Annotated in this window: 18 protein-coding genes; 14 read left to right on the top strand and 4 right to left on the bottom strand. The window is 54.4% G+C overall.

The window, feature by feature from the left end:
* The first annotated feature begins 216 nt into the window (after positions 1 to 216).
* From tpiA to TH5_RS05075, 12 genes are all read left to right on the top strand, one after another.
* Positions 217 to 972: a triose-phosphate isomerase gene (tpiA, locus tag TH5_RS05130; RefSeq protein ID WP_114120969.1), complete on the top strand. Its 756-nt coding sequence runs from the start codon at positions 217 to 219 to the stop codon at positions 970 to 972.
* A gap of 97 nt (positions 973 to 1,069) precedes the next feature.
* A complete protein-coding gene (gene secG / locus TH5_RS05125; RefSeq protein ID WP_062948651.1) occupies positions 1,070 to 1,402 on the top strand; it encodes a preprotein translocase subunit SecG in 333 nt (110 codons plus the stop codon).
* A gap of 124 nt (positions 1,403 to 1,526) precedes the next feature.
* Complete coding sequence (locus tag TH5_RS05120) at positions 1,527 to 3,155, top strand: CTP synthase (RefSeq protein ID WP_062948653.1); 1,629 nt, start codon at positions 1,527 to 1,529, stop codon at positions 3,153 to 3,155.
* Between the two features lie 28 nt (positions 3,156 to 3,183).
* Entirely contained in the window at positions 3,184 to 4,041 is an 858-nt protein-coding gene (gene kdsA / locus TH5_RS05115) for a 3-deoxy-8-phosphooctulonate synthase (protein WP_114121058.1), read from the top strand.
* A gap of 104 nt (positions 4,042 to 4,145) precedes the next feature.
* Positions 4,146 to 5,417 carry a phosphopyruvate hydratase gene (gene eno / locus TH5_RS05110; protein ID WP_114120968.1) on the top strand — a complete coding sequence of 424 codons (1,272 nt, stop codon included), beginning with the start codon at positions 4,146 to 4,148 and terminating at the stop codon, positions 5,415 to 5,417.
* A gap of 288 nt (positions 5,418 to 5,705) precedes the next feature.
* Entirely contained in the window at positions 5,706 to 6,056 is a 351-nt protein-coding gene (locus tag TH5_RS05105; protein ID WP_231858133.1) for an FtsB family cell division protein, read from the top strand.
* Between the two features lie 543 nt (positions 6,057 to 6,599).
* The gene (pdhA, locus tag TH5_RS05100; RefSeq protein WP_062948658.1) at positions 6,600 to 7,613 is read left to right on the top strand and encodes a pyruvate dehydrogenase (acetyl-transferring) E1 component subunit alpha; all 1,014 of its coding nucleotides are present in this window, start codon (positions 6,600 to 6,602) and stop codon (positions 7,611 to 7,613) included.
* 53 nt (positions 7,614 to 7,666) lie between these two features.
* Positions 7,667 to 9,100 carry a pyruvate dehydrogenase complex E1 component subunit beta gene (locus TH5_RS05095; RefSeq protein ID WP_114120967.1) on the top strand — a complete coding sequence of 478 codons (1,434 nt, stop codon included), beginning with the start codon at positions 7,667 to 7,669 and terminating at the stop codon, positions 9,098 to 9,100.
* 63 nt (positions 9,101 to 9,163) lie between these two features.
* On the top strand, positions 9,164 to 10,477 hold the full coding sequence (locus TH5_RS05090) for a pyruvate dehydrogenase complex dihydrolipoamide acetyltransferase (protein ID WP_114120966.1): 1,314 nt from the start codon (positions 9,164 to 9,166) through the stop codon (positions 10,475 to 10,477).
* 95 nt (positions 10,478 to 10,572) lie between these two features.
* The gene (gene lpdA, locus TH5_RS05085; protein ID WP_114120965.1) at positions 10,573 to 11,970 is read left to right on the top strand and encodes a dihydrolipoyl dehydrogenase; all 1,398 of its coding nucleotides are present in this window, start codon (positions 10,573 to 10,575) and stop codon (positions 11,968 to 11,970) included.
* Between the two features lie 118 nt (positions 11,971 to 12,088).
* A complete protein-coding gene (lipA, locus tag TH5_RS05080; protein WP_114120964.1) occupies positions 12,089 to 13,084 on the top strand; it encodes a lipoyl synthase in 996 nt (331 codons plus the stop codon).
* Positions 13,085 to 13,131: 47 nt separating this feature from the next.
* Positions 13,132 to 13,593: a type II toxin-antitoxin system RatA family toxin gene (locus TH5_RS05075; RefSeq protein WP_114120963.1), complete on the top strand. Its 462-nt coding sequence runs from the start codon at positions 13,132 to 13,134 to the stop codon at positions 13,591 to 13,593.
* Positions 13,594 to 13,635: 42 nt separating this feature from the next.
* Here the strand turns inward: TH5_RS05075 and TH5_RS05070 are convergent, their stop codons facing one another.
* Together TH5_RS05070 and TH5_RS05065 are read right to left on the bottom strand one after the other, a co-directional pair.
* Positions 13,636 to 14,139 (bottom strand): CinA family protein, encoded by a 504-nt coding sequence (locus TH5_RS05070; protein ID WP_114120962.1) that lies wholly within the window; start codon positions 14,137 to 14,139, stop codon positions 13,636 to 13,638.
* A 5-nt stretch (positions 14,140 to 14,144) separates the two neighbouring features.
* Positions 14,145 to 14,627: a phosphatidylglycerophosphatase A family protein gene (locus TH5_RS05065; protein ID WP_114120961.1), complete on the bottom strand. Its 483-nt coding sequence runs from the start codon at positions 14,625 to 14,627 to the stop codon at positions 14,145 to 14,147.
* 225 nt (positions 14,628 to 14,852) lie between these two features.
* Here TH5_RS05065 and TH5_RS05060 point away from each other — a divergent pair, with 225 nt between their 5' ends.
* Entirely contained in the window at positions 14,853 to 16,199 is a 1,347-nt protein-coding gene (locus tag TH5_RS05060) for a M23 family metallopeptidase (protein ID WP_114120960.1), read from the top strand.
* Positions 16,159 to 16,617 carry a bactofilin family protein gene (locus TH5_RS05055; protein WP_062948676.1) on the top strand — a complete coding sequence of 153 codons (459 nt, stop codon included), beginning with the start codon at positions 16,159 to 16,161 and terminating at the stop codon, positions 16,615 to 16,617. Before TH5_RS05060 ends, TH5_RS05055 begins: the two co-directional genes overlap by 41 nt.
* Before the next feature lie 117 nt (positions 16,618 to 16,734).
* On the opposite strand, the gene TH5_RS05050 is transcribed toward TH5_RS05055, so the two are convergent.
* Both TH5_RS05050 and TH5_RS05045 read right to left on the bottom strand, forming a co-directional pair.
* Positions 16,735 to 17,433, bottom strand: coding sequence for a haloacid dehalogenase type II (locus TH5_RS05050; RefSeq protein ID WP_062961490.1), 699 nt, complete (start codon positions 17,431 to 17,433; stop codon positions 16,735 to 16,737).
* A gap of 106 nt (positions 17,434 to 17,539) precedes the next feature.
* Positions 17,540 to 19,582 (bottom strand): lytic transglycosylase domain-containing protein, encoded by a 2,043-nt coding sequence (locus TH5_RS05045; protein WP_114120959.1) that lies wholly within the window; start codon positions 19,580 to 19,582, stop codon positions 17,540 to 17,542.
* Between the last annotated feature and the right edge of the window lie 67 nt (positions 19,583 to 19,649).

Below are 19,649 nucleotides of genomic sequence, written 5' to 3'. Positions count from 1 at the left end.
GCGCATCTTAATGGCGAGAGGTAAGGGCGGCAACATCCGATTGCATTGACCTTGCCCGAAGTTCGGTTGACAGTGTTTTCCGGGGCTTGGCCGGGGCAAAGTCGCGTGTTAAAACCCGCGTCGAGCCGTGGTTTGTAACAATACGTGTCGGATCGGTTCCCGCATGGTAAAGCCATACCGATCCAAAACCCGTCGCAGCAAGAGGTACATAAACATATGTCACAGCGCCGTCCCCTGATCGCCGGAAACTGGAAAATGAATTGCCTGCGCACTGACGGGCTTGCACTTGCGCGCGGATTGTCTGATCGCGCCAAAGCCAAGGGTGATCTGGCATGTGATATTCTGGTATGCCCGCCGGCAACCCTGATTTCGGATGTTGCCGGTGTGACGAATGGCGGGGCGGTCATGGTTGGCGGACAGGATTGCCATGTTGCCGTTTCGGGCGCACATACCGGCGATATCGCCGCGCCTATGCTGGCCGATATCGGCGCAAGCCATGTTCTTGTCGGGCATTCGGAACGTCGTGCGGATCACTGTGAAAGTTCGACCGTGATCCGTCAGAAAACAATGGCGGCCCATGATGCAGGCCTGATTGCCGTTGTCTGTGTGGGTGAAACCGAGCAGGAGCGCGACCTTGGTGCCACGCTTGCGGTGGTCAATGGCCAGATCGCAGTTTCGGTTCCCGATGATGCGACGCCGGAAAATACCGTGATTGCCTATGAGCCGGTCTGGGCGATTGGCACCGGTCGCACGGCAAGCGTTGATGAAGTCGCCGAAGTCCATGCTGCAATTCGTGCAGAGCTGACGGCACGATTTGACGATGGCGACAAGTTCAGAATTCTGTATGGTGGGTCGGTAAAGCCGTCCAATGCGGCTGAATTGCTGGCTGTACCTGATGTTGATGGTGCACTGGTTGGCGGAGCGAGCCTCAAGGTTGACGATTTTTGGCAAATTATTGAAAGTTGCGCCTAGCCAACCGTCATAAAACACGTTAAATACGCATCAAATTTTTGCCCGATCCGGCCATAATCATGTTCGGATCGGAAGTTAGGACAAGAGTTTCGAGACCATGCAAACTGTCATTCTGGTAATTCACCTTCTTCTTGCGCTTGGCATGATTGCCGTCATTCTCGTACAGCGCAGCGAGGGCGGTGGGCTTGGTATCGGCGGAAGCGGCGGTGGCGGCGGCGGTAACTTCGGCGTCATGAGCTCGCGCAGCGCAGCAAACCTTCTTACACGTACCACCGCGATTCTTGCCGGGGCATTCATGATTACAAGCCTCGCCCTGGCATTGTTGTCCAACACTCATACCCGGCCGACATCCATACTGGACCAGGCACCGGCCCCGGCAGCTGAACAACAGCCCGCCGAGGACACCGGACCGGCGGCTCCGACCCGCTAAAAAATTAACCGACGACCAGAGGCGGCAAACTTGCCGCCTCAATTTTTGATTGTTGTATTCCCCGGTTCGTGATGCACTGAGCGGCATCGAACTGCGGCGTTTTGCTTTGAGATGAGGCAAAGACATGACCCGTTATATCTTTATCACCGGTGGCGTTGTTTCCTCGCTGGGCAAGGGCCTGGCGTCTGCTGCTTTGGGTGCCTCGCTTCAGGCACGTGGTTTCACTGTTCGCCTGCGCAAGCTTGATCCGTATATCAACGTCGATCCGGGCACCATGAGCCCGTATCAGCATGGCGAATGCTATGTGACCGAAGACGGGGCCGAGACCGACCTTGATCTTGGTCACTATGAACGTTTTACCGGCGTTTCGTCGCGTCGTTCCGACAACGTGACCACCGGGCGCATCTATTCCAGCGTGATTGCGCGTGAACGTCGCGGTGATTATCTGGGCGGGACCGTCCAGGTCATTCCGCACATCACGGATGCGATCAAGGAATTCGTCCAGTCCGACGCGACCGAGGATTTTGTCCTTGTCGAGATCGGCGGTACGGTTGGCGATATCGAAAGCCTGCCGTTCCTCGAAGCCATCCGTCAGATGGGCAACGAGCTTGGCGATGGCCGTACGCTGTTCATGCATCTTACACTCGTGCCGTATATTTCATCGGCGGGCGAGCTAAAGACCAAGCCGACCCAGCATTCCGTCAAGGAACTGCAAAGCGTTGGCATCCAGCCTGATATTCTGCTGTGCCGTTGTGACCGTGAAATCCCGGTCAATGAGCGCCGCAAGATTGCACGTTTCTGTAACGTCCGCGAAGCGGCCGTTATTCCGGCGTATGACGTTGACAACATCTATCAGGTGCCGATCAGCTACCACCAGTATGGTCTTGATAACGAAGTGCTTCATCACTTCGGCCTGCAGGCACAGGACCCGGATCTGCGTCCGTGGGAAGAAATCTGCAACATCATCCGTAACCCGGAAGGTGAGGTCACCATCGGGATCGTTGGCAAATACATTCAGCTGCCCGATGCCTATAAGTCGCTGACCGAAGCACTGACCCATGGCGGCATTGCCAACAAGGTCCGTGTCAAACTGGAATGGATTGCGTCTGACGCGCTTGAAAAAGAAGGCGATGTTAGCGAAATCCTGTCCAAACTGGATGCGATCCTGGTGCCGGGCGGATTTGGCGAGCGTGGCACGGAAGGCAAGATTGCCGCAGCGCGCTATGCACGAGAAAACAAGGTACCGTATTTCGGCATTTGCTTTGGCATGCAGATGGCAGTTCTTGAGGCTGCACGCAATCTTGCGGGTCTCAAGGATGCATCGTCATCGGAATTCGGTCCGACGAAAACCCCGCTTGTCGGTCTGATGACCGAATGGGCCAAAGACGGCGGTTCTGTCGAGCGTCGTTCGGATGAGGATGATCTTGGCGGCACCATGCGCCTTGGCAATTACGAGTGCAAACTGGTTGACGGTTCGCGTGCACGCGACATCTATGGCAGTGAGACCGTTCTTGAGCGCCATCGCCATCGTTATGAAGTTAACGTAAACTTCATGGGGCAGCTTGAGGAAAAAGGTCTTAAATTCTCGGGCCTGTCGCCGGATGGACGTTTGCCGGAAATCGTCGAATACCCGAATCACCCGTGGTTCATCGGGGTTCAGTTCCACCCGGAACTGCGTTCGCGTCCGCTTGATCCGCATCCGCTGTTTGTGTCCTATATCAAGGCCGCCAAAGAGCGCAGCCGTCTGGTTTGATCAAACAGCCTGAATGAAAGACTGCAAAATGACGGAAATCAAAACTGTCAAAGTCGGCAAAATCGAATTCGCCAATGACAAGCCTTTTGCCTTGCTGGCAGGGCCGTGCGCGATCGAAAGCCGTCAGCATGCACTGGAAATGTCCGCAGCCCTGAAGGAATTGTCCGAAGGGATGGGGATCGGGCTTGTTTACAAAAGCTCGTTTGACAAGGCGAACCGCACCAGCAGCACATCCAAGCGTGGTGTGGGACTTGCCGAAGGTCTCGACATTCTGGCCGAGGTCAAGGAAAAGACCGGACTTCCGATTGTTACCGACGTTCACCTGCCAGATCAGTGTGCGGCGGTTGCAGAAGTTGCCGACATCCTTCAGATTCCGGCATTCCTGTGCCGTCAGGCCGATCTTTTGCAGGCCGCGGGTAAAACCGGCCGTGCCGTCAATGTCAAAAAGGGCCAGTTCCTGGCGCCCTGGGATATGGCGAATGTTGCCAACAACATTGCATCGACCGGCAATGAAAACATCATGCTTTGTGATCGCGGGACCAGCTTTGGCTATAACACGCTGGTAACCGATTTCCGTGGACTTCCCACCATGGCCCGTCAGGGCTATCCGGTCGTATTTGATGCGACCCATTCTGTTCAGCAACCGGGTGGACAGGGGACAACGTCGGGCGGTCAGCGCGAATTTGCGCCGGTATTGGCGCGTGCGGCTGTATCTGTCGGCATTGCAGCCCTGTTTATCGAAACCCACGATAACCCGGATGCGGCCATCAGCGACGGCCCGAACCAGATTCCGTTAAACAAGCTTCCCGAAGTTTTGTCGGTTTTGATGGAACTGGACAAAGTGGCAAAAGCCAATCCGGTTCGTCTGGACATGTTTAACGATTGATATGCAAGTGCCGCCATCAGAGATGATGGCGGCATTTCTTTTATGCTGTAACCAAAGTACCCGATTGGGGTGCAGATAATCTCAGTGAGGAGAATGTTTCCGTCATGACCGCTATTATCGATATCCGCGGCCGCGAAATCCTCGATAGCCGTGGTAACCCGACTGTCGAAGTTGATGTAACCCTGGAAAGTGGCGCCTTTGGTCGTGCAGCCGTTCCTTCGGGCGCATCCACCGGTGCGCATGAAGCCGTCGAGCTGCGTGACAAGGAAGACCGTTATCTTGGCAAGGGCGTGACCAAAGCGGTTGCCTCCGTCAATGGCGAGATTTTCGAGGCACTGGCCGGTATGGATGCCGAAGACCAGGTCGAGGTCGACAGTGTGATGATTGATCTTGATGGCACGCCGAACAAGGGCCGTCTTGGCGCAAACGCCATTCTTGGTGTGTCGCTGGCGGTTGCAAAGGCGGCTGCCGAAGAAGCGGGCCTTCCGCTTTATCGTTATGTTGGTGGTGCTTTTGCTCGCACCCTGCCGGTGCCGATGATGAACATCATCAATGGCGGCGAGCATGCCGACAACGCGATTGACGTTCAGGAATTCATGGTGATGCCGGTTTCGGCAGAAACCGGTTCGGATGCGATCCGCATGGGTGCGGAAATCTTCCATAACCTGAAAAAGGCGCTTTCGGCCGATGGTCTGAGCACGTCTGTTGGTGATGAAGGTGGTTTTGCCCCGAATATCGGGTCGAGCGAAGAAGCCATCAGCTACATCATGAAATCAATCGAAGCAGCCGGTTATCGGCCGGAAGAAGACGTTGTTCTTGCCCTTGATGCGGCATCGACCGAGTTTTATAAAGGCGGCAAATACGTTCTGGCCGGCGAAAACAAGACCCTTGATGCCGATGGCATGGTCAAATACTGGGCCGATCTGGTCAGCAAGTATCCGATCTTCTCGATCGAAGACGGCATGTCCGAAGATGACTGGGACGGCTGGGCAGCCTTGACGTCGGAAATCGGCAACAAGGTCCAGCTGGTTGGCGACGATCTGTTCGTGACTAATCCGAAACGTCTTGCCGATGGCATCAAGAAGGGCGTTGGCAACTCCATCCTTGTGAAGGTCAACCAGATCGGTTCTCTGACCGAAACGCTTGAAGCCGTCGAAATGGCGCACCGTGCCGGCTATACTGCCGTCATGTCGCACCGTTCGGGCGAGACCGAAGATTCAACCATTGCCGACCTTGCGGTTGCAACCAATTGCGGCCAGATCAAAACCGGTTCGCTGTCGCGTTCTGATCGTCTGGCGAAATACAACCAGCTGATCCGCATCGAAGAGATGCTGGGAACTGGTGCATATTATCCGGGCCGTTCGATCCTCAAATAAGGTTCGGAACCCCGGTTGAGACCGAAAGCCGTCCTGCAATGTCAGGGCGGCTTTTTGTTGTTCAGGATCAGCTAATTGAGCGTAGTGACAGCATAATAGCGCCGCTGTTTTAAGCTTATTTTTACCCTGTTGTGATTAGCTTTAAGCGTAATTTTGCGGGGATTTTTATTGCGGCGATATTTATGCCTTTGTGATCAAAGGAAAATAACGCACGCAGTTTTTCCATTCCGAACCCGGAATGGTGGGTTTCCTGTTGATTCTTTTCTCGCACGCATGGGGCAGGGGTAAATGTCGTCAACATCGCCGGTTATTCGCCGACTTGGTCAGGCAATTGCACCGGTTATTGCATTTACCATCATGGTCTATTTCATCTTCCACAGTGTGGAAGGGAACCGTGGATTGCTGGCATACTGGTCGATGCAGGATCGCGTTGCCGAGATTGCCAAAGTCCGTGATGAAATCACGGAAAAGCGAAAGCATCTTGAGCAGCGCGTTATTGCGATGCGCCCCAAGCATCTTGATCCGGATCTTCTGGATGAACGGGCACGTGCGATGCTGAATGCGGCCCATCCCGATGATCTGATTATCTTCCATCACAATGGTTACCCTGCGGACGATACCATCGCTGCCAGCCAGTAAGTGGCAACAGGGCAGGCGGTTTAGAATCCGGTTTCATTTTTGCAGACGAAACAGTTGGTGCCGAATGTCATGGCGTCGGCTTTTGGCTTTGTCATTGCCCGTATTCCCGTCGAAATTGTTTCTGGCAGAATTTTCTGTTCCCGTTATGGCATTGTTTCAACTGCCTTTTGGTTCAGTATTACCTTTTGGTAGCTTGAGATAAAACAGATGCAACCCCCTGTGTCTTCTGGCGGTTGCGAAATAAACGTGTCGGATCTGTGATATTCTTTTCAGGAAAGCATAGCATTTGTGACCTGTTGGAATGAACGGGGATGAAGCCGGTTCCTCAAGTCACTGGAAATGCTGAAATTATGTATATCTGCCAAAAAACATGAATTAACCAATATCAGGTTTATTTGTGATTGTGCGTTGCAAAACAACAGTTTAATGGTGGTTAGATTGCTTGCCTCTGCACGTGGTTTTAGGTAGTCATTTCGGTGGTCCAGTACCGAATTAAGCACTCATACATGATGCTTAAGCGATAGCCATCCACCGGGAGGAAACATGGCGACCACACCAAAACGCAAACGCGGCACGACGCGCGCCGACAATCAGGCGAGCAGTGACGATCTCCTCAAATATTACCGTGAAATGCTGCTGATCCGTCGCTTTGAAGAAAAAGCCGGTCAACTTTATGGCATGGGTCTTATTGGTGGCTTCTGCCATCTTTATATCGGGCAGGAAGCTGTCGTTGTCGGCATGCAGGCTGCTGTAACCGGTGATGATGGTGTTATCACCAGTTACCGTGACCACGGTCACATGCTGGCATGTGGCATGGACCCGGCGGGTGTCATGGCAGAGCTGACCGGCCGTGAAGGCGGTTATTCCCGCGGCAAGGGCGGCTCGATGCACATGTTCTCCAAGGAAAAGAATTTCTATGGTGGCCACGGCATCGTTGGTGGTCAGGTGCCACTTGGTACCGGTATTGCCTTTAACTACAAATATCGCGGCCAGGATCGCGTTTGCCTGACCTATCTTGGTGACGGTGCCGTCAACCAGGGGCAGGTCTATGAATCATTCAACATGGCGGCACTCTGGAAGCTTCCGGTGGTCTATTGCATCGAGAACAACCAGTACGCCATGGGCACCTCGGCACAGCGCCACTCGGCGAGCCCTGATCTGTATCAGCGCGGTGCGGCTTATGGCATTCCGGGTGAACAGGTTGACGGTATGGATGTTCTTGCGGTCAAGGAAGCCGGCGAACGTGCCGTTGCGCATTGCCGCGAAGGCAAGGGGCCGTACATCCTTGAGCTCAAGACATATCGCTATCGCGGTCATTCCATGTCTGACCCGGCAAAATATCGTACCAAGGACGAGCTCGACAAAATGCGCAAAGAGCACGATCCGATCGATATGGTCAAAAAGCTGCTGATCGATGGCAATATCATCGACGAGGCAGGTCTTAAGGACATCGATAAAGACGTGAAAGCGGAAGTCGCCAAGGCGGCTGAGTTCGCGCAAAACAGCCCGGAACCGGATGTTTCCGAACTGTTCACAGATATTCTGATCGACGCGTGATCGCGAAATCCGCGAACCGCTTTTGACCGATATTTCCCGGGAGAGAGGGAACAATGCCGATTGAAGTTTTGATGCCGGCCCTGTCGCCGACCATGACAGAAGGCACTCTTGCCAAATGGACCGTCAAGGAAGGCGATACTGTCGCGTCCGGTGACGTGATTGCAGAAATTGAAACCGACAAGGCCACGATGGAAGTCGAGGCCGTTGACGAGGGAACCATTGGCAAGATCGTGATCGCCGAAGGGACCGAGAACGTCGCGGTGAATGCTGTCATCGCCTATATCCTCGAAGAAGACGAGGATGCTTCGGCCCTTGATAATGTTTCGGCGTCTTCTGCGCCGAAAGCCGAAGCCGCACCGGCCGAAGCCAAGGAAGAAGAAAAAGCACCGGCCAGCAGTGCAAGTGCTGCACCGGTTGCTGCCAGCGGCGCGATCGAACGTGCCGAACAGGACCCGCGCGCCATGAGCGTGATGAACGCGACGCAGGACGAGAAAACTTATACCTCGTTCAAGACGCAGACCGTTCGTGAAGCCCTGCGTGATGCGATGGCCGAAGAAATGCGCACGGATGAAAACGTCTATGTCATGGGCGAGGAAGTCGCGCAGTATCAGGGGGCTTATAAAGTCACCCAGGGTCTGCTTGACGAATTCGGTGACAGACGCGTCGTCGATACCCCGATCACCGAATACGGTTTCACGGGTATGGCAACGGGTGCGGCCTTCATGGGCCTGAAGCCGGTTGTCGAATTCATGACTTTCAATTTCGCCATGCAGGCGATTGATCACATCATCAACTCGGCAGCCAAGACGCTTTACATGTCTGGTGGCCAGCTTGGGTGTCCGATCGTCTTCCGTGGCCCGAACGGTGCGGCAGCACGCGTTGGTGCGCAGCACTCGCAGTGCTATGCATCCTGGTATGCACATTGCCCGGGTCTTAAAGTGATCGCTCCGTGGTCGGCTGCCGATGCGAAGGGCCTGCTTAAGGCTGCCATCCGCGATCCGAACCCGGTTGTCTTCCTTGAAAACGAAATTCTTTACGGGCAGAGCTTCGAAGTGCCTGATGATGATGATTTCGTTCTGCCGATCGGCCAGGCAAAGATCGAACGCGAAGGTACCGATGTGACCATCGTTGCGTTTTCGATCATGGTCGGCAAGGCGCTGAAAGCGGCAGAACAGCTTGCTGAGCAGGGCATTTCCGCCGAAGTCATCAACCTTCGGACCATCCGTCCGCTTGATGTGAACACCATCGTTCGCTCGGTCATGAAAACCAACCGTCTCGTGACCTGCGAAGAAGGCTGGCACTTTGCTGGTATCGGTGCCGAGATCGCATCGGTCATCATGGAACATGCGTTTGATTACCTGGATGCGCCGGTTGCGCGCGTTACCGGTGAAGATGTTCCGATGCCATATGCTGCCAACCTCGAAGTGCTTGCACTTCCGCAGGAGCAACACATCGTCGATGCGGCCAAGGCCGTTTGCTATCGCTAAGTAAAACGGACAGGGGCAGGGCGCGGCAAACCCGCGCCGCCCCGTTACCGGGAGATTGCGTTCATGCCTGTTAAGATATTGATGCCGGCCCTGTCGCCGACCATGACCGAAGGCACCTTGGCAAAATGGCTTGTCAAGGAAGGCGATACCGTTGAATCGGGTGACGTCATTGCCGAAATCGAAACCGATAAAGCCACGATGGAAGTTGAAGCCGTCGACGAAGGCAAGATCGGCAAAATCCTTGTTTCCGAAGGCAGCGAAGGTGTTGCCGTAAACGAGGTTATCGCCCTTCTTCTTGAAGAAGGCGAGGATGCAAGTGCGCTTGACGGTGCAGATACGTCTGCGGCGTCTACTGGCGGTGCTGCACCGGCTGCGGAAGCGCCGAAACAGGAAGAGTCGAAATCAGAGGCTGCACCGGCAAAAGGTCAGGCACCTGCCGCACCGGTTTCCGGTGGTGATCGGGTCAAGGCAAGCCCGCTTGCGCGGCGTATTGCGGCGAACGAAGGCGTTGATCTTGGCAAGGTAGAAGGCTCCGGCCCGCGTGGTCGCGTTGTCAAACGCGATGTCGAGGCTGCGATGTTGTCCAAACCGGCGGATAAAGCTGCTGCTTCGACACCTGCTGCCGAAAAGCCGGCGGCAGCCCCGCAGGCACCAGCGGCGTCTGGCTGGAACCCGGATCTGACCGGTTTGCCGGAATACGAAGAAATCCCGAACAGCTCGATGCGCAAGGTTATCGCGCGTCGTCTGACCCAGTCCAAACAGCAGGTTCCGCATTTCTACCTGACGGTCGATTGCGAACTCGACAATCTGCTTGCCACCCGCAAGCAGCTTAACGAGAAAGCCGGCGAGGGCGTTAAGGTATCGGTCAATGATTTCGTCATTCGTGCCGCATCCATTGCGCTTAAACGCGTACCGGCGGCCAATGCGGTCTGGACCGACGCGGCCATCCTGCAGTGCAAACAGCAGGACATTTCGGTGGCTGTTGCCATCGAGGGCGGTCTGATCACCCCGGTTATCCGCAATGCGGGTGGTAAGGGGCTTGCCGAAATCTCGACCGAGATGAAGGCACTGGCTGGCAAGGCACGCGAAGGCAAGCTGAAGCCGGAAGAATTCCAGGGCGGGACTTTCTCTGTCTCCAACCTTGGCATGTTTGGCATCAAGGAATTCTCTGCCATCATCAACCCGCCGCAGGGCTGCATTCTGGCCGTTGGTGCCGGTGAACAGCGCGCAGTCGTCAAGGACGGCGCACTGGCAATCGCCACTGTCATGAGCTGCACACTTTCGGTCGACCACCGTGTGGTCGATGGTGCGGTCGGTGCTGAATTCATGGCTGAATTCAAAAAGCTGATCGAAGATCCGCTGAGCATGTTGCTCTGAGGTTCGGAAATTGCGCGGGGACTTTAAACAGTCCCCGCAAGCATTTGAATTTCAAGACCTGTGACCGGTGACGGGCAGGCGAAGGAGATCTTACGATGGCGGATAACAATTTCGACGTAATCGTTATTGGTGCGGGTCCCGGTGGCTATGTCACGGCCATTCGCGCCGCACAGCTCGGCCTGAAAACCGCGGTTGTGGAACGCGAACATCTTGGCGGTATCTGCCTGAACTGGGGCTGTATCCCGACCAAGGCGCTGCTGCGTTCGGCAGAAGTCTATCGCAACATGCAGCATGCCAAGTCATTTGGTCTGTCATGCGAAAAACCATCCTTTGATCTGGATGCAGTCATTCAGCGTTCGCGCGGTGTTTCCAAACAGCTTTCGGGTGGTGTTGGCCATCTTCTTAAGAAGAATAAGGTCACCGTGATTAACGGCGAAGCCAAATTCGACGGTCCGAAAAAGATCAAGGTCGAAGGCAAGGATGCCGGTACCTATACCGCGAAGAATTACATCATTGCGACCGGTGCACGGGCGCGGTCCCTGCCGGGGCTGGAAGCTGATGGCAAGGTGGTCTGGGACTATAAAAAGGCGATGACGCCTGATAAGATGCCCAAAAGCCTTGTGGTTGTAGGTTCGGGCGCGATTGGTATCGAATTTGCCAGTTTCTATCACACCATGGGTGCGGAAGTGACAGTGGTCGAAATCATGTCGCAGATCATGCCGGTCGAAGACAAGGAAGTGGCCGCCCTTGCACAGAAGATGATGACCAAGGACGGGATGAAGATCCTGACAGAAGCCAAAGTCGCGAATCTTAAGCGCAATGCAGACAATGTTGTCGTCACCATTGAAACCAAAGACGGCAAGAAACAGGAATTGACTGTTGATCGCGTTATTTCTGCGGTTGGCGTAATCGGCAATACCGAAAATCTTGGCCTTGAAACCACCAAGGTAAAGGTTGATCGCAATGTGATCGGTACGGATGAATATTCCGCAACCGCAGAGCCGGGCATTTATGCCATTGGTGACGTTGCCGGTCCGCCGATGCTGGCACACAAGGCAGAACATGAAGGTGTGATCTGCGTTGAAAAGATTGCCGGTGTCAAAGGGGTTCACCCGCTTGATCCGCGCAAGATACCGGGTTGCACTTATTGCCATCCGCAGGTGGCAAGTGTCGGTCTGACCGAAGCCAAAGCCAAGGAAGCCGGTTACGACGTCAAGGTTGGCAAATTTCCGTTCATCGGGAATGGCAAGGCGGTTGCACTGGGCGAGGCCGAAGGTCTGGTCAAAACCGTGTTTGATGCCAAGACCGGTGAATTGCTTGGTGCACACATGGTTGGCGCCGAAGTGACCGAGCTGATCCAGGGCTTTGTCGTGGCCATGGGTCTTGAAACGACCGAAGAAGATCTGATGCATACGGTCTTCCCGCATCCGACCCTTTCGGAAATGATGCATGAGTCGGTCCTTGACGCCTATGGGCGTGCGATCCACTTCTAGAATACTGCGTTGTACCGGGCAAACATGCCCGGTATGACCGTTTTGGACGATTGTCGGTTTGACAAATGCGTGACGTGGCGGCACATTGCCGCCCGTCCAATCCTTCGGAGGTAACTCTATGTCGACGGCGCGCAACGAAGCCCAAGCACTTCGTCACCCGGAAAAGCAGAAACGCCCGGATCGTCCATCCGGACGCAAGCCGGAATGGATTCGCGTCAAGGCGCCAACCTCGAAGGGGTATCAGGAAACGCGTGAACTTGCGCGTGGCCTTAATCTTCATACCGTTTGCGAAGAAGCAGCCTGCCCGAATATCGGCGAATGCTGGCAGAAGAAACATGCATCCTTCATGATCATGGGGGATACCTGCACGCGTGCCTGTTCGTTCTGTAACGTCAAGACCGGGATGCCCGGTGCCCTTGACCCGTTCGAGCCGGAAAATCTTGCGATGGCGGTTGCCGACATGGCGCTTAAGCATGTCGTGATCACCTCGGTTGACCGTGACGATCTGGCCGATGGCGGGGCCGCACATTTTGCCCGCGTAATCGAAGCGATCCGTCACAAATCGCCGGAAACAACCATTGAAATTCTGACGCCGGACTTCCGCGATAAACCCGGTGCCGTTGAAATTGTTGCCCGCGCACGGCCCGACGTTTTCAACCACAACCTTGAAACCGTGCCGCGGCTTTATACCTCGATCCGTCCGGGCGCGCGTTATTATCAGTCGCTGCGCATTCTTGATCGTGTCAAACAGATTGATCCGACGATCTTTACGAAATCGGGCCTGATGGTTGGTTTTGGTGAGGAACGTCACGAACTGGCACAGGTCATGGATGATCTGCGTGTTGCCGATGTCGATTTCCTGACGATTGGCCAGTATTTGCAGCCGACCCTGAAACACGAGCCAGTCAACCGTTTTGTGACCCCGGACGAGTTCAAGGATTATGCATCCATGGCACGCGGCAAAGGGTTCCTGATGGTGTCGGCAACGCCGCTAACGCGTTCAAGCTATCACGCGGATCGCGACTTTGAAGAGTTGCGTAAGGCACGCGAAAGAAAGCTTGCTGCTGCGGATGAAGCCAAAGCCAGAATGCAGGCAAACACTGCGGCGCAATAAGTGCGCCACATTTCAGAACGATAAACGCGACGACAAAGGAGATCAGGGTGCCGACGCATGCGGAGCGCAGGAAACTGCCCTATACGCCGGAACAGCTGTTTGACCTCGTCGCGGATATCGATTCCTATTCGGAATTCCTGCCATGGTGTGTGGCATCGCGTGTGCGCAAGCGTAACGGCGACGTTTTGCATGCCGATCTGGTGATCGGTTTCAAAATGTTTCGCGAGAAATACACCTCGAAAGTCACCTTGCAGCGCCCGGACCGGGTGGATGTCGAATATCTGCAGGGACCGTTCAAGTACCTCAACAATCACTGGGTTTTTGAACCGGCAGAGGATGGTGGCACGTGGCTCGACTTCTTTGTCGATTTCGAATTCCGTTCTGCCCTGTTGCAGAAGATGATCGGGGTGGTGTTCAACGAGGCCGTCAAATTGATGGTTGGTGCATTTGAAACCCGCGCCCATCAGGTTTATGGCGAGCCGAACAGCTCGACACCGTCCAGCTCGTAATTTCATCAATCCCGTGTCGGAAAATGACTTTCCGGCAGTGACCTATTTCGATTTGCCAGCCATTTCGGAAAGCATGTCATAGGCTTCCAGAATGGTTGCCTTGCGCACGGCATGCCGATCACCATCATAAATCCGGCGACGATGCAGGGCAGGGTGACCGTTTCCCGCACAAGCAAGATGGACAAGTCCGACCGGTTTTTCTTCCGATCCACCGCCCGGCCCGGCGATGCCGGTAACAGCAATCGCCATGGTCGCCAATGGTGCGCGGGCCAGAGCACCTTCGGCCATTGCGATGGCGACCTGTTCCGATACCGCGCCATGCTTGTCCAGAAGTTCCTGCGCAACGCCAATCAGACCATGCTTGGCTTCGTTCGAATAGGTGACAAAGCCGCAATCCACAACCGATGAACTCCCGTCAACCGCGGTTAATCCGCCGGCAATCAAGCCGCCGGTGCAGGATTCTGCGGTTGCGATCATTTCGCCGTTTGCCTTGCAAAGGGTAATCAGCTTTGCTGCGTTAGCAAGTATGTCCGGTTCGATTTGCATGAGGGTTAAACTCCTGCGAAGTAGCGAATACCGATCAGTATGATCATGCCAAAAACGCCGGCAAGGATGTCATCAAGCATGATGCCAAAACCACCACTGATCCGGCGGTCAATCCAGCGGATCGGCCAGGGTTTCAAAATGTCGAAAACCCTGAACATGACAAAAGCCGCAGCAAGCCAGACAAGATCGACAAATCCGTTACCCAAGGGGACAACAAGAATACAAAGCCACTGTCCCGCGACCTCGTCGATAACGATTTCACCCGGATCGTGAACACCGATCATCTCGCTGTATTTATGGGAAATCGGAATCCCGGCGACAAAGACGATGACAATTCCCGCCAAAAGGGCCGGATATCCCAAAAGAACGGCAATGGCCCAGCCCACGGGAACAGCGGCGAGTGATCCCATCGTGCCTGGGGCCTTTGTGGTTCGTCCGCTGTAAAACCATGTTGCAGCACAGGTCAGCATGAATTGGGATAAACGCATGTTTTGAACGCTGGTGATTGTATCGGAAGACCATTGAGTAACATATTGATGTGCAAAGCAGATGAATTTTTTGCCTTTAAGGATGTGTTAACGTGCTTGCCTGTCTTCGCGCTAACAGGTAGCGTAAAGAAAATAGATATTCAGCCGGGGTCTGAAAAAAACTGGTTGCGCGTCGACTTCATATCGAACGGGCAACTTTGGGTAAATAGGGGTTAGACACTGAATATGTCGGCGTTGGAACGCGCGCGTCGCCTGTTGGAAAAATGGTTTCCGGATCGGCAGATACTTATCCGATCCAATGATTCCGTTTCCCAGCTACGTCTCGGTAAATACGCTCAGCTAACGCTGGCATCAATCGGGGTGATTGCGATCACGTGGTCGGTCGGGGTATCGGGATATTCCTGGTATCTTGATCAACGGCTTGCCGCGCGCGAAGAGCAACTGTTTCGCAGTGAGCTGTCCTACAACCAACTGATCGCCCGGGTGACGGAAAGCCAGCGCCGTTTTGGCGAGATCACGTCACAGATGGAAGATACCCATCGCAATCTTCTGTCGATGGCTGAAAAGAATTTGATGCTGCAGGCGCGGGTTCAGGATTACACCTCGAAGCTGGCCGTCAGTGAAAAGGAAAAGGTCCGGATTTCCGCGCTACGGACATCGATGGACAACCAGATGAACGCGCTGCAAACCCAGATTGACGGTATTACCAACCGCAATCTTGCCCTGCGCGACGAACTGGAAACGGTTGAAACGGTCATGTCACGTGTGATGCGCGAACGTGACCAGGCCATGCAGCGGTCGAAAAAACTGCAATCGGAACTGGGTGAAGCACGCCAGCGGATTGCTGATCTGCACACCATCCAGAAGCAGGCGATGCAGCGCGTGGCAGAAACCGCAGACAGCACCATTCTGGAACTGGAAACGGTGCTTGAGATGACCGGTCTTTCGGTGGATGAGGTTATTACACCGCCAATGAAGCCGCAGGCCCAGGGCAGTGGCGAGGTTGCTGGTGGTGTCGGGGGGCCGTTCGTGGCATTCGAGGCCGAGCATCCCGAGGACGAACAGTTTGTGAATGCCGCACTTGCCGTTGGGGACCGTATGGATCAACTGGTAAGTCTGCATGACCGAATTAAAAGAACCCCGTTGGGGCAACCTGCGGATTCCTATTACCTTTCCAGTTCGTTTGGAAAACGCAAGGATCCCATTAACGGCAAATGGGCTTTTCATTCCGGCGTTGATCTTGCCGGGCCCATGAAGACACCAATTCATGCGACGGCCCCCGGAAAGGTGGTGTTCGCCGGATGGAGCGGAAAATACGGGAAGATGGTTGAAATTGACCATGGTAACGGCCTTCGAACCCGTTTCGGACATCTATACAAGGTCCTCGTCAAGAAGGGCGACGAAGTGAATTTAAAGGGCAAAATCGCATTGATGGGAAGTACTGGCCGCAGTACCGGAAGCCACGTGCACTATGAAGTTCTGGTTCACGACAAGCCGGTAGACCCCATCAAGTTCATTGAGGCGGGACATTATGTTTTCAAAAACGAGCAAGACACAGCAGGGAACGAATAGTTCCCATAATTCGGCTTCCGAGAAAAAAGGCGGCCTGTCGATTATCAATTCCGACCTTCGGGTTACTGGCGACCTGATTTCTGAATCTGACGTTCAGGTCGACGGGTTTGTGAATGGCGACATTCGCACGCGCAATCTTACTATCGGCCAGCATGGCGAAGTGCGCGGCGAGATCGTTGCCGAAAAAGTCCGTATATGCGGTTCCGTCACCGGCCAGGTTCGCGCCCGTGATGTTTCATTGGCAGAAACAGCCCGTATGCTGGGTGATATTCTTCATGAAAGCCTGTCGATTGAGCCGGGTGCCCATATCGAAGGTCATTGCCGTCGTATCGAAGGTGCCGTTGAAGAGGGCGGTCTTACCGTCATTCAGGCAGGCCAGATCGTCGCGGCGAACGTGAAAAAAGAACATAAGCAATAAGACAAGACATGCGTGTTGGTGATCTTTCACCGACACCGGCACAAGATCAAAACCCGGAAAAGCGATGCTGCTTTTCCGGGTTTGCTTTATTCGTCGATCTGATCGTGTTCGGAATGCTTATGCTTTTTCCGGCTGTGCGACCAGCGGCAGCAATTCGTCCAGCCCCTTGAGGACCACATCGGCACTGTGCGACAGGCGTTCCATCGGTTGCTGTGTGCGGTTGATCCAGGCGGTGCGGAAGCCGAAATGCCCGGCCCCGGCAATATCCCATCCATTTGATGACTGGAACGATATTTCAGCCGGGGACAGTTCCAACTGGTCGACGGCAAGCTGATAAACATCGGGATGCGGCTTGTAGGTTTTGAGATCGTCGACACAGATGATCTGATCAAACAGTGCCAGAATACCGGACGATTTGGCCGCCGATATCAGCATATGTTTGGCACCATTTGACAGGATCGCAAGTTTATGCCCCTGCGATTTAAGCGTCTTCAGTGTTTCGACGACTTCGGGGAAAGTATCAAGCGACAGATAGGTTTCCATCAGCTTTGCCCGAAGGGCAGGGTCTTTTTTGCCGATTGCCGCCATGGCGTAATCAAGGGCGTCGCCCGTGACGCTCCAGAAATCAGTGAAGTCACCCATCAGACTGCGCAACCACGTATATTCAAGCTGCTTTTGGCGCCAGATGCTTGATAGCCGGTCTGCTTCATCGCCAATCGTTCCCTTGAACCGGTTCACTGCCGATCCAACGTCGAAAAGGGTACCATAGGCATCGAAAACGAATGCGCGGCAGGACGTAAGTGCATTTTCTGACATTTTCTCTGGCCTCATCTGTCGGACAGGGTTCGATCAAATATGGTGTTCTCTTTACCAAACCGCAAACGTCAAGTTAACGCCGTTCTATGCGGTCGGTTCCACAAGATCATTGGGAATCTGATGGTGCTTCTTCCTGTTGACCCATGGCGATTTCATCACGTGCGAAGCGGCGGCGATAGACATAGGTGCCTTCCATAACCCGCTGAACGTAATTGCGTGTTTCGCTATAGGGAATCATTTCAATCCAGTCGACGGGATCAACATCTGCATCCCGCGGATCACCGTATTCGGCAATCCACTGACGAACGCGGCTTGGACCGGCATTATAGCTGGCGATGGTCAGGATTTCCTCGCCATCCCAACGGTCCAGCAGGCGTGTCAGATATTCCCGCCCGAGCGAGATGTTAAATCCCGGGTCGCTTGTCAGGCGTGATGTTTCGTAATCCAGTTTAAGATCCTTGGCCATGCGTTCGGCGGTTGCTGGCATCAACTGCATCAGGCCCCGTGCCCCGGCAGATGATACGGCTTCGGGATTAAACAGGCTTTCCTGACGCATAATTGCATGGACCAGTGCCGGGTCTGGGTTATGACCAAGGGGGACCTGTTCATGAACGGGGTAGGCAGCGTCAAGATAGCCGCTGCCGGTACGGATGCTGCGCTTCGCGGCGATAATCGCAAGGTCGGCACGGCCGTATTCGCGCGCAAGATCGGTTGCCATTGCAAGATATTCGGGTTCGTCATGCGCATAGACAAGTGCCATGACAAACGGGCGAATGATATTGCCAAGCCCCATCTCGCCGAGCTTGCGGGTTACCTGTGTCAGTTCCTGTGATTCGAAATCGGCACGTTGCTGTTCTGTCGGGATCGGTTGTTCGACAGAGTAGCTTGGTTTGACGCCCAATGCGTCAATTGCCAGCTGACCATAGAAAGTATGGGCATGGTCGGCGGCAAGTTTGTACCATTCACGCGCCTTGTCCTTGTCACCAATCGCATCATTGGCGCGACCCGCCCAATAGGCACCGCGCGCCTGGCTGATCGGGTATTGCACCACGTCATACAGGTTCTGGAAATGGGTCAGGGCAATTCGCGCATCGCCCAGGAATTCCAGCGCGATCCAGCCGGCAAACCATTCGGCTTCGGCAATATCACCGGCATCGCTTTGGCCATGGTTGGCAACCAGACGATAGGCATCTGTAATGTGGCCTTTCTGAAGGGCACGACGGGCCAGAATGGCCTTTTCGATCCACCAGTATTGCGGGCGGATCGATATATAGGCGAGGTCATTGGCCTGCGAGAGCAGCAAATCACGTGCTTCCTGATCGCGGTCCTTGATACGGCGCCAGCGAACACGTTCGTAAATCAGGCCCGGATCGTTCTGGTATTTCTTTGGGACACGGTTGATTGCGCCGTCAACACCGGGGTCGAGCGACCGCAGGGCTGCACGTGCCTTGGCCAGCAAAAGATAATCTTTGCTGACATATTTTTCGGTACGGCTTGCCGGTCCAAGACGGCCTTCCCATAGAAGACGGTCAAGACGCTGCTGATGGGTTTCCTGATCGATATATTTGCCGTAACGATCCAGAAAACGTTTTTCCTGACCGGTTCCGAAATTCTCGTGTACCCAACTGTTGCGGATCAAAGTGGTCGCAGCGTCGGTTTCGCCAGACGCGAGGAGGGCCTTTATCTGCCGGGTGGCACCGTCTGCCGTAACCGGCGCAGACCGCTTGAACCATGCCAGCACCACATCGTTGGGTACGGCATCTGTCATGGCTTCTTCGGCGCGCTGACGCAGCAGAGACTGACTGGGCCATTTCGGGTTGGCATCAATGAAATTTGTGATTTCTTCGAAGCTGCGACCGGAATTCGGGCTGATCAGCCACATCCATTCACTGGCTTTTTGCAGCAGCGGGTCATCAAAGTTCGGAAGAAGTTTTTCGAATGTTTTTGTGCGGCCGTCTTCCAGCGCATCAAGAAACACATTAAGCCGCGCACGGCTAACAGATGAGAATGCCGGTGACGGCGGCAGTTCGGTCAGAATGTTTTCATCCTGACCTGCTGCATATGCCTTATCGCCAATCGGCGCCAGAAAAGTGAATACACCGAGTGCCAATGCGCAGATCGAAACACCGCGGAAAGACGCATGCGCCATTTAAAATTCCCCTTTTGCCTTACGGCAGGTAATGCGCTCCAGACAACCTTATTATGGCAGTGAAACA

The organism is Thalassospira xianhensis MCCC 1A02616, from assembly GCF_003326475.1.
In the GTDB taxonomy this organism is placed as follows: domain Bacteria; phylum Pseudomonadota; class Alphaproteobacteria; order Rhodospirillales; family Thalassospiraceae; genus Thalassospira; species Thalassospira xianhensis.
This window is presented reverse-complemented; position numbering and strand designations above follow the sequence as displayed.

Excerpts from the sequence above, each read along its gene's own strand:
- tpiA (WP_114120969.1), top strand. The coding sequence starts at position 217 with ATGTCACAGCGCCGTCCCCTGATCGCCGGAAACTGGAAAATGAATTGC.
- secG (WP_062948651.1), top strand. The coding sequence starts at position 1,070 with ATGCAAACTGTCATTCTGGTAATTCACCTTCTTCTTGCGCTTGGCATG.
- TH5_RS05120 (WP_062948653.1), top strand. The coding sequence starts at position 1,527 with ATGACCCGTTATATCTTTATCACCGGTGGCGTTGTTTCCTCGCTGGGC.
- kdsA (WP_114121058.1), top strand. The coding sequence starts at position 3,184 with ATGACGGAAATCAAAACTGTCAAAGTCGGCAAAATCGAATTCGCCAAT.
- eno (WP_114120968.1), top strand. The coding sequence starts at position 4,146 with ATGACCGCTATTATCGATATCCGCGGCCGCGAAATCCTCGATAGCCGT.
- TH5_RS05105 (WP_231858133.1), top strand. The coding sequence starts at position 5,706 with ATGTCGTCAACATCGCCGGTTATTCGCCGACTTGGTCAGGCAATTGCA.
- pdhA (WP_062948658.1), top strand. The coding sequence starts at position 6,600 with ATGGCGACCACACCAAAACGCAAACGCGGCACGACGCGCGCCGACAAT.
- TH5_RS05095 (WP_114120967.1), top strand. The coding sequence starts at position 7,667 with ATGCCGATTGAAGTTTTGATGCCGGCCCTGTCGCCGACCATGACAGAA.
- TH5_RS05090 (WP_114120966.1), top strand. The coding sequence starts at position 9,164 with ATGCCTGTTAAGATATTGATGCCGGCCCTGTCGCCGACCATGACCGAA.
- lpdA (WP_114120965.1), top strand. The coding sequence starts at position 10,573 with ATGGCGGATAACAATTTCGACGTAATCGTTATTGGTGCGGGTCCCGGT.
- lipA (WP_114120964.1), top strand. The coding sequence starts at position 12,089 with ATGTCGACGGCGCGCAACGAAGCCCAAGCACTTCGTCACCCGGAAAAG.
- TH5_RS05070 (WP_114120962.1), bottom strand. The coding sequence starts at position 14,139 with ATGCAAATCGAACCGGACATACTTGCTAACGCAGCAAAGCTGATTACC.
- TH5_RS05065 (WP_114120961.1), bottom strand. The coding sequence starts at position 14,627 with ATGCGTTTATCCCAATTCATGCTGACCTGTGCTGCAACATGGTTTTAC.
- TH5_RS05060 (WP_114120960.1), top strand. The coding sequence starts at position 14,853 with ATGTCGGCGTTGGAACGCGCGCGTCGCCTGTTGGAAAAATGGTTTCCG.
- TH5_RS05055 (WP_062948676.1), top strand. The coding sequence starts at position 16,159 with ATGTTTTCAAAAACGAGCAAGACACAGCAGGGAACGAATAGTTCCCAT.
- TH5_RS05050 (WP_062961490.1), bottom strand. The coding sequence starts at position 17,433 with ATGTCAGAAAATGCACTTACGTCCTGCCGCGCATTCGTTTTCGATGCC.
- TH5_RS05045 (WP_114120959.1), bottom strand. The coding sequence starts at position 19,582 with ATGGCGCATGCGTCTTTCCGCGGTGTTTCGATCTGCGCATTGGCACTC.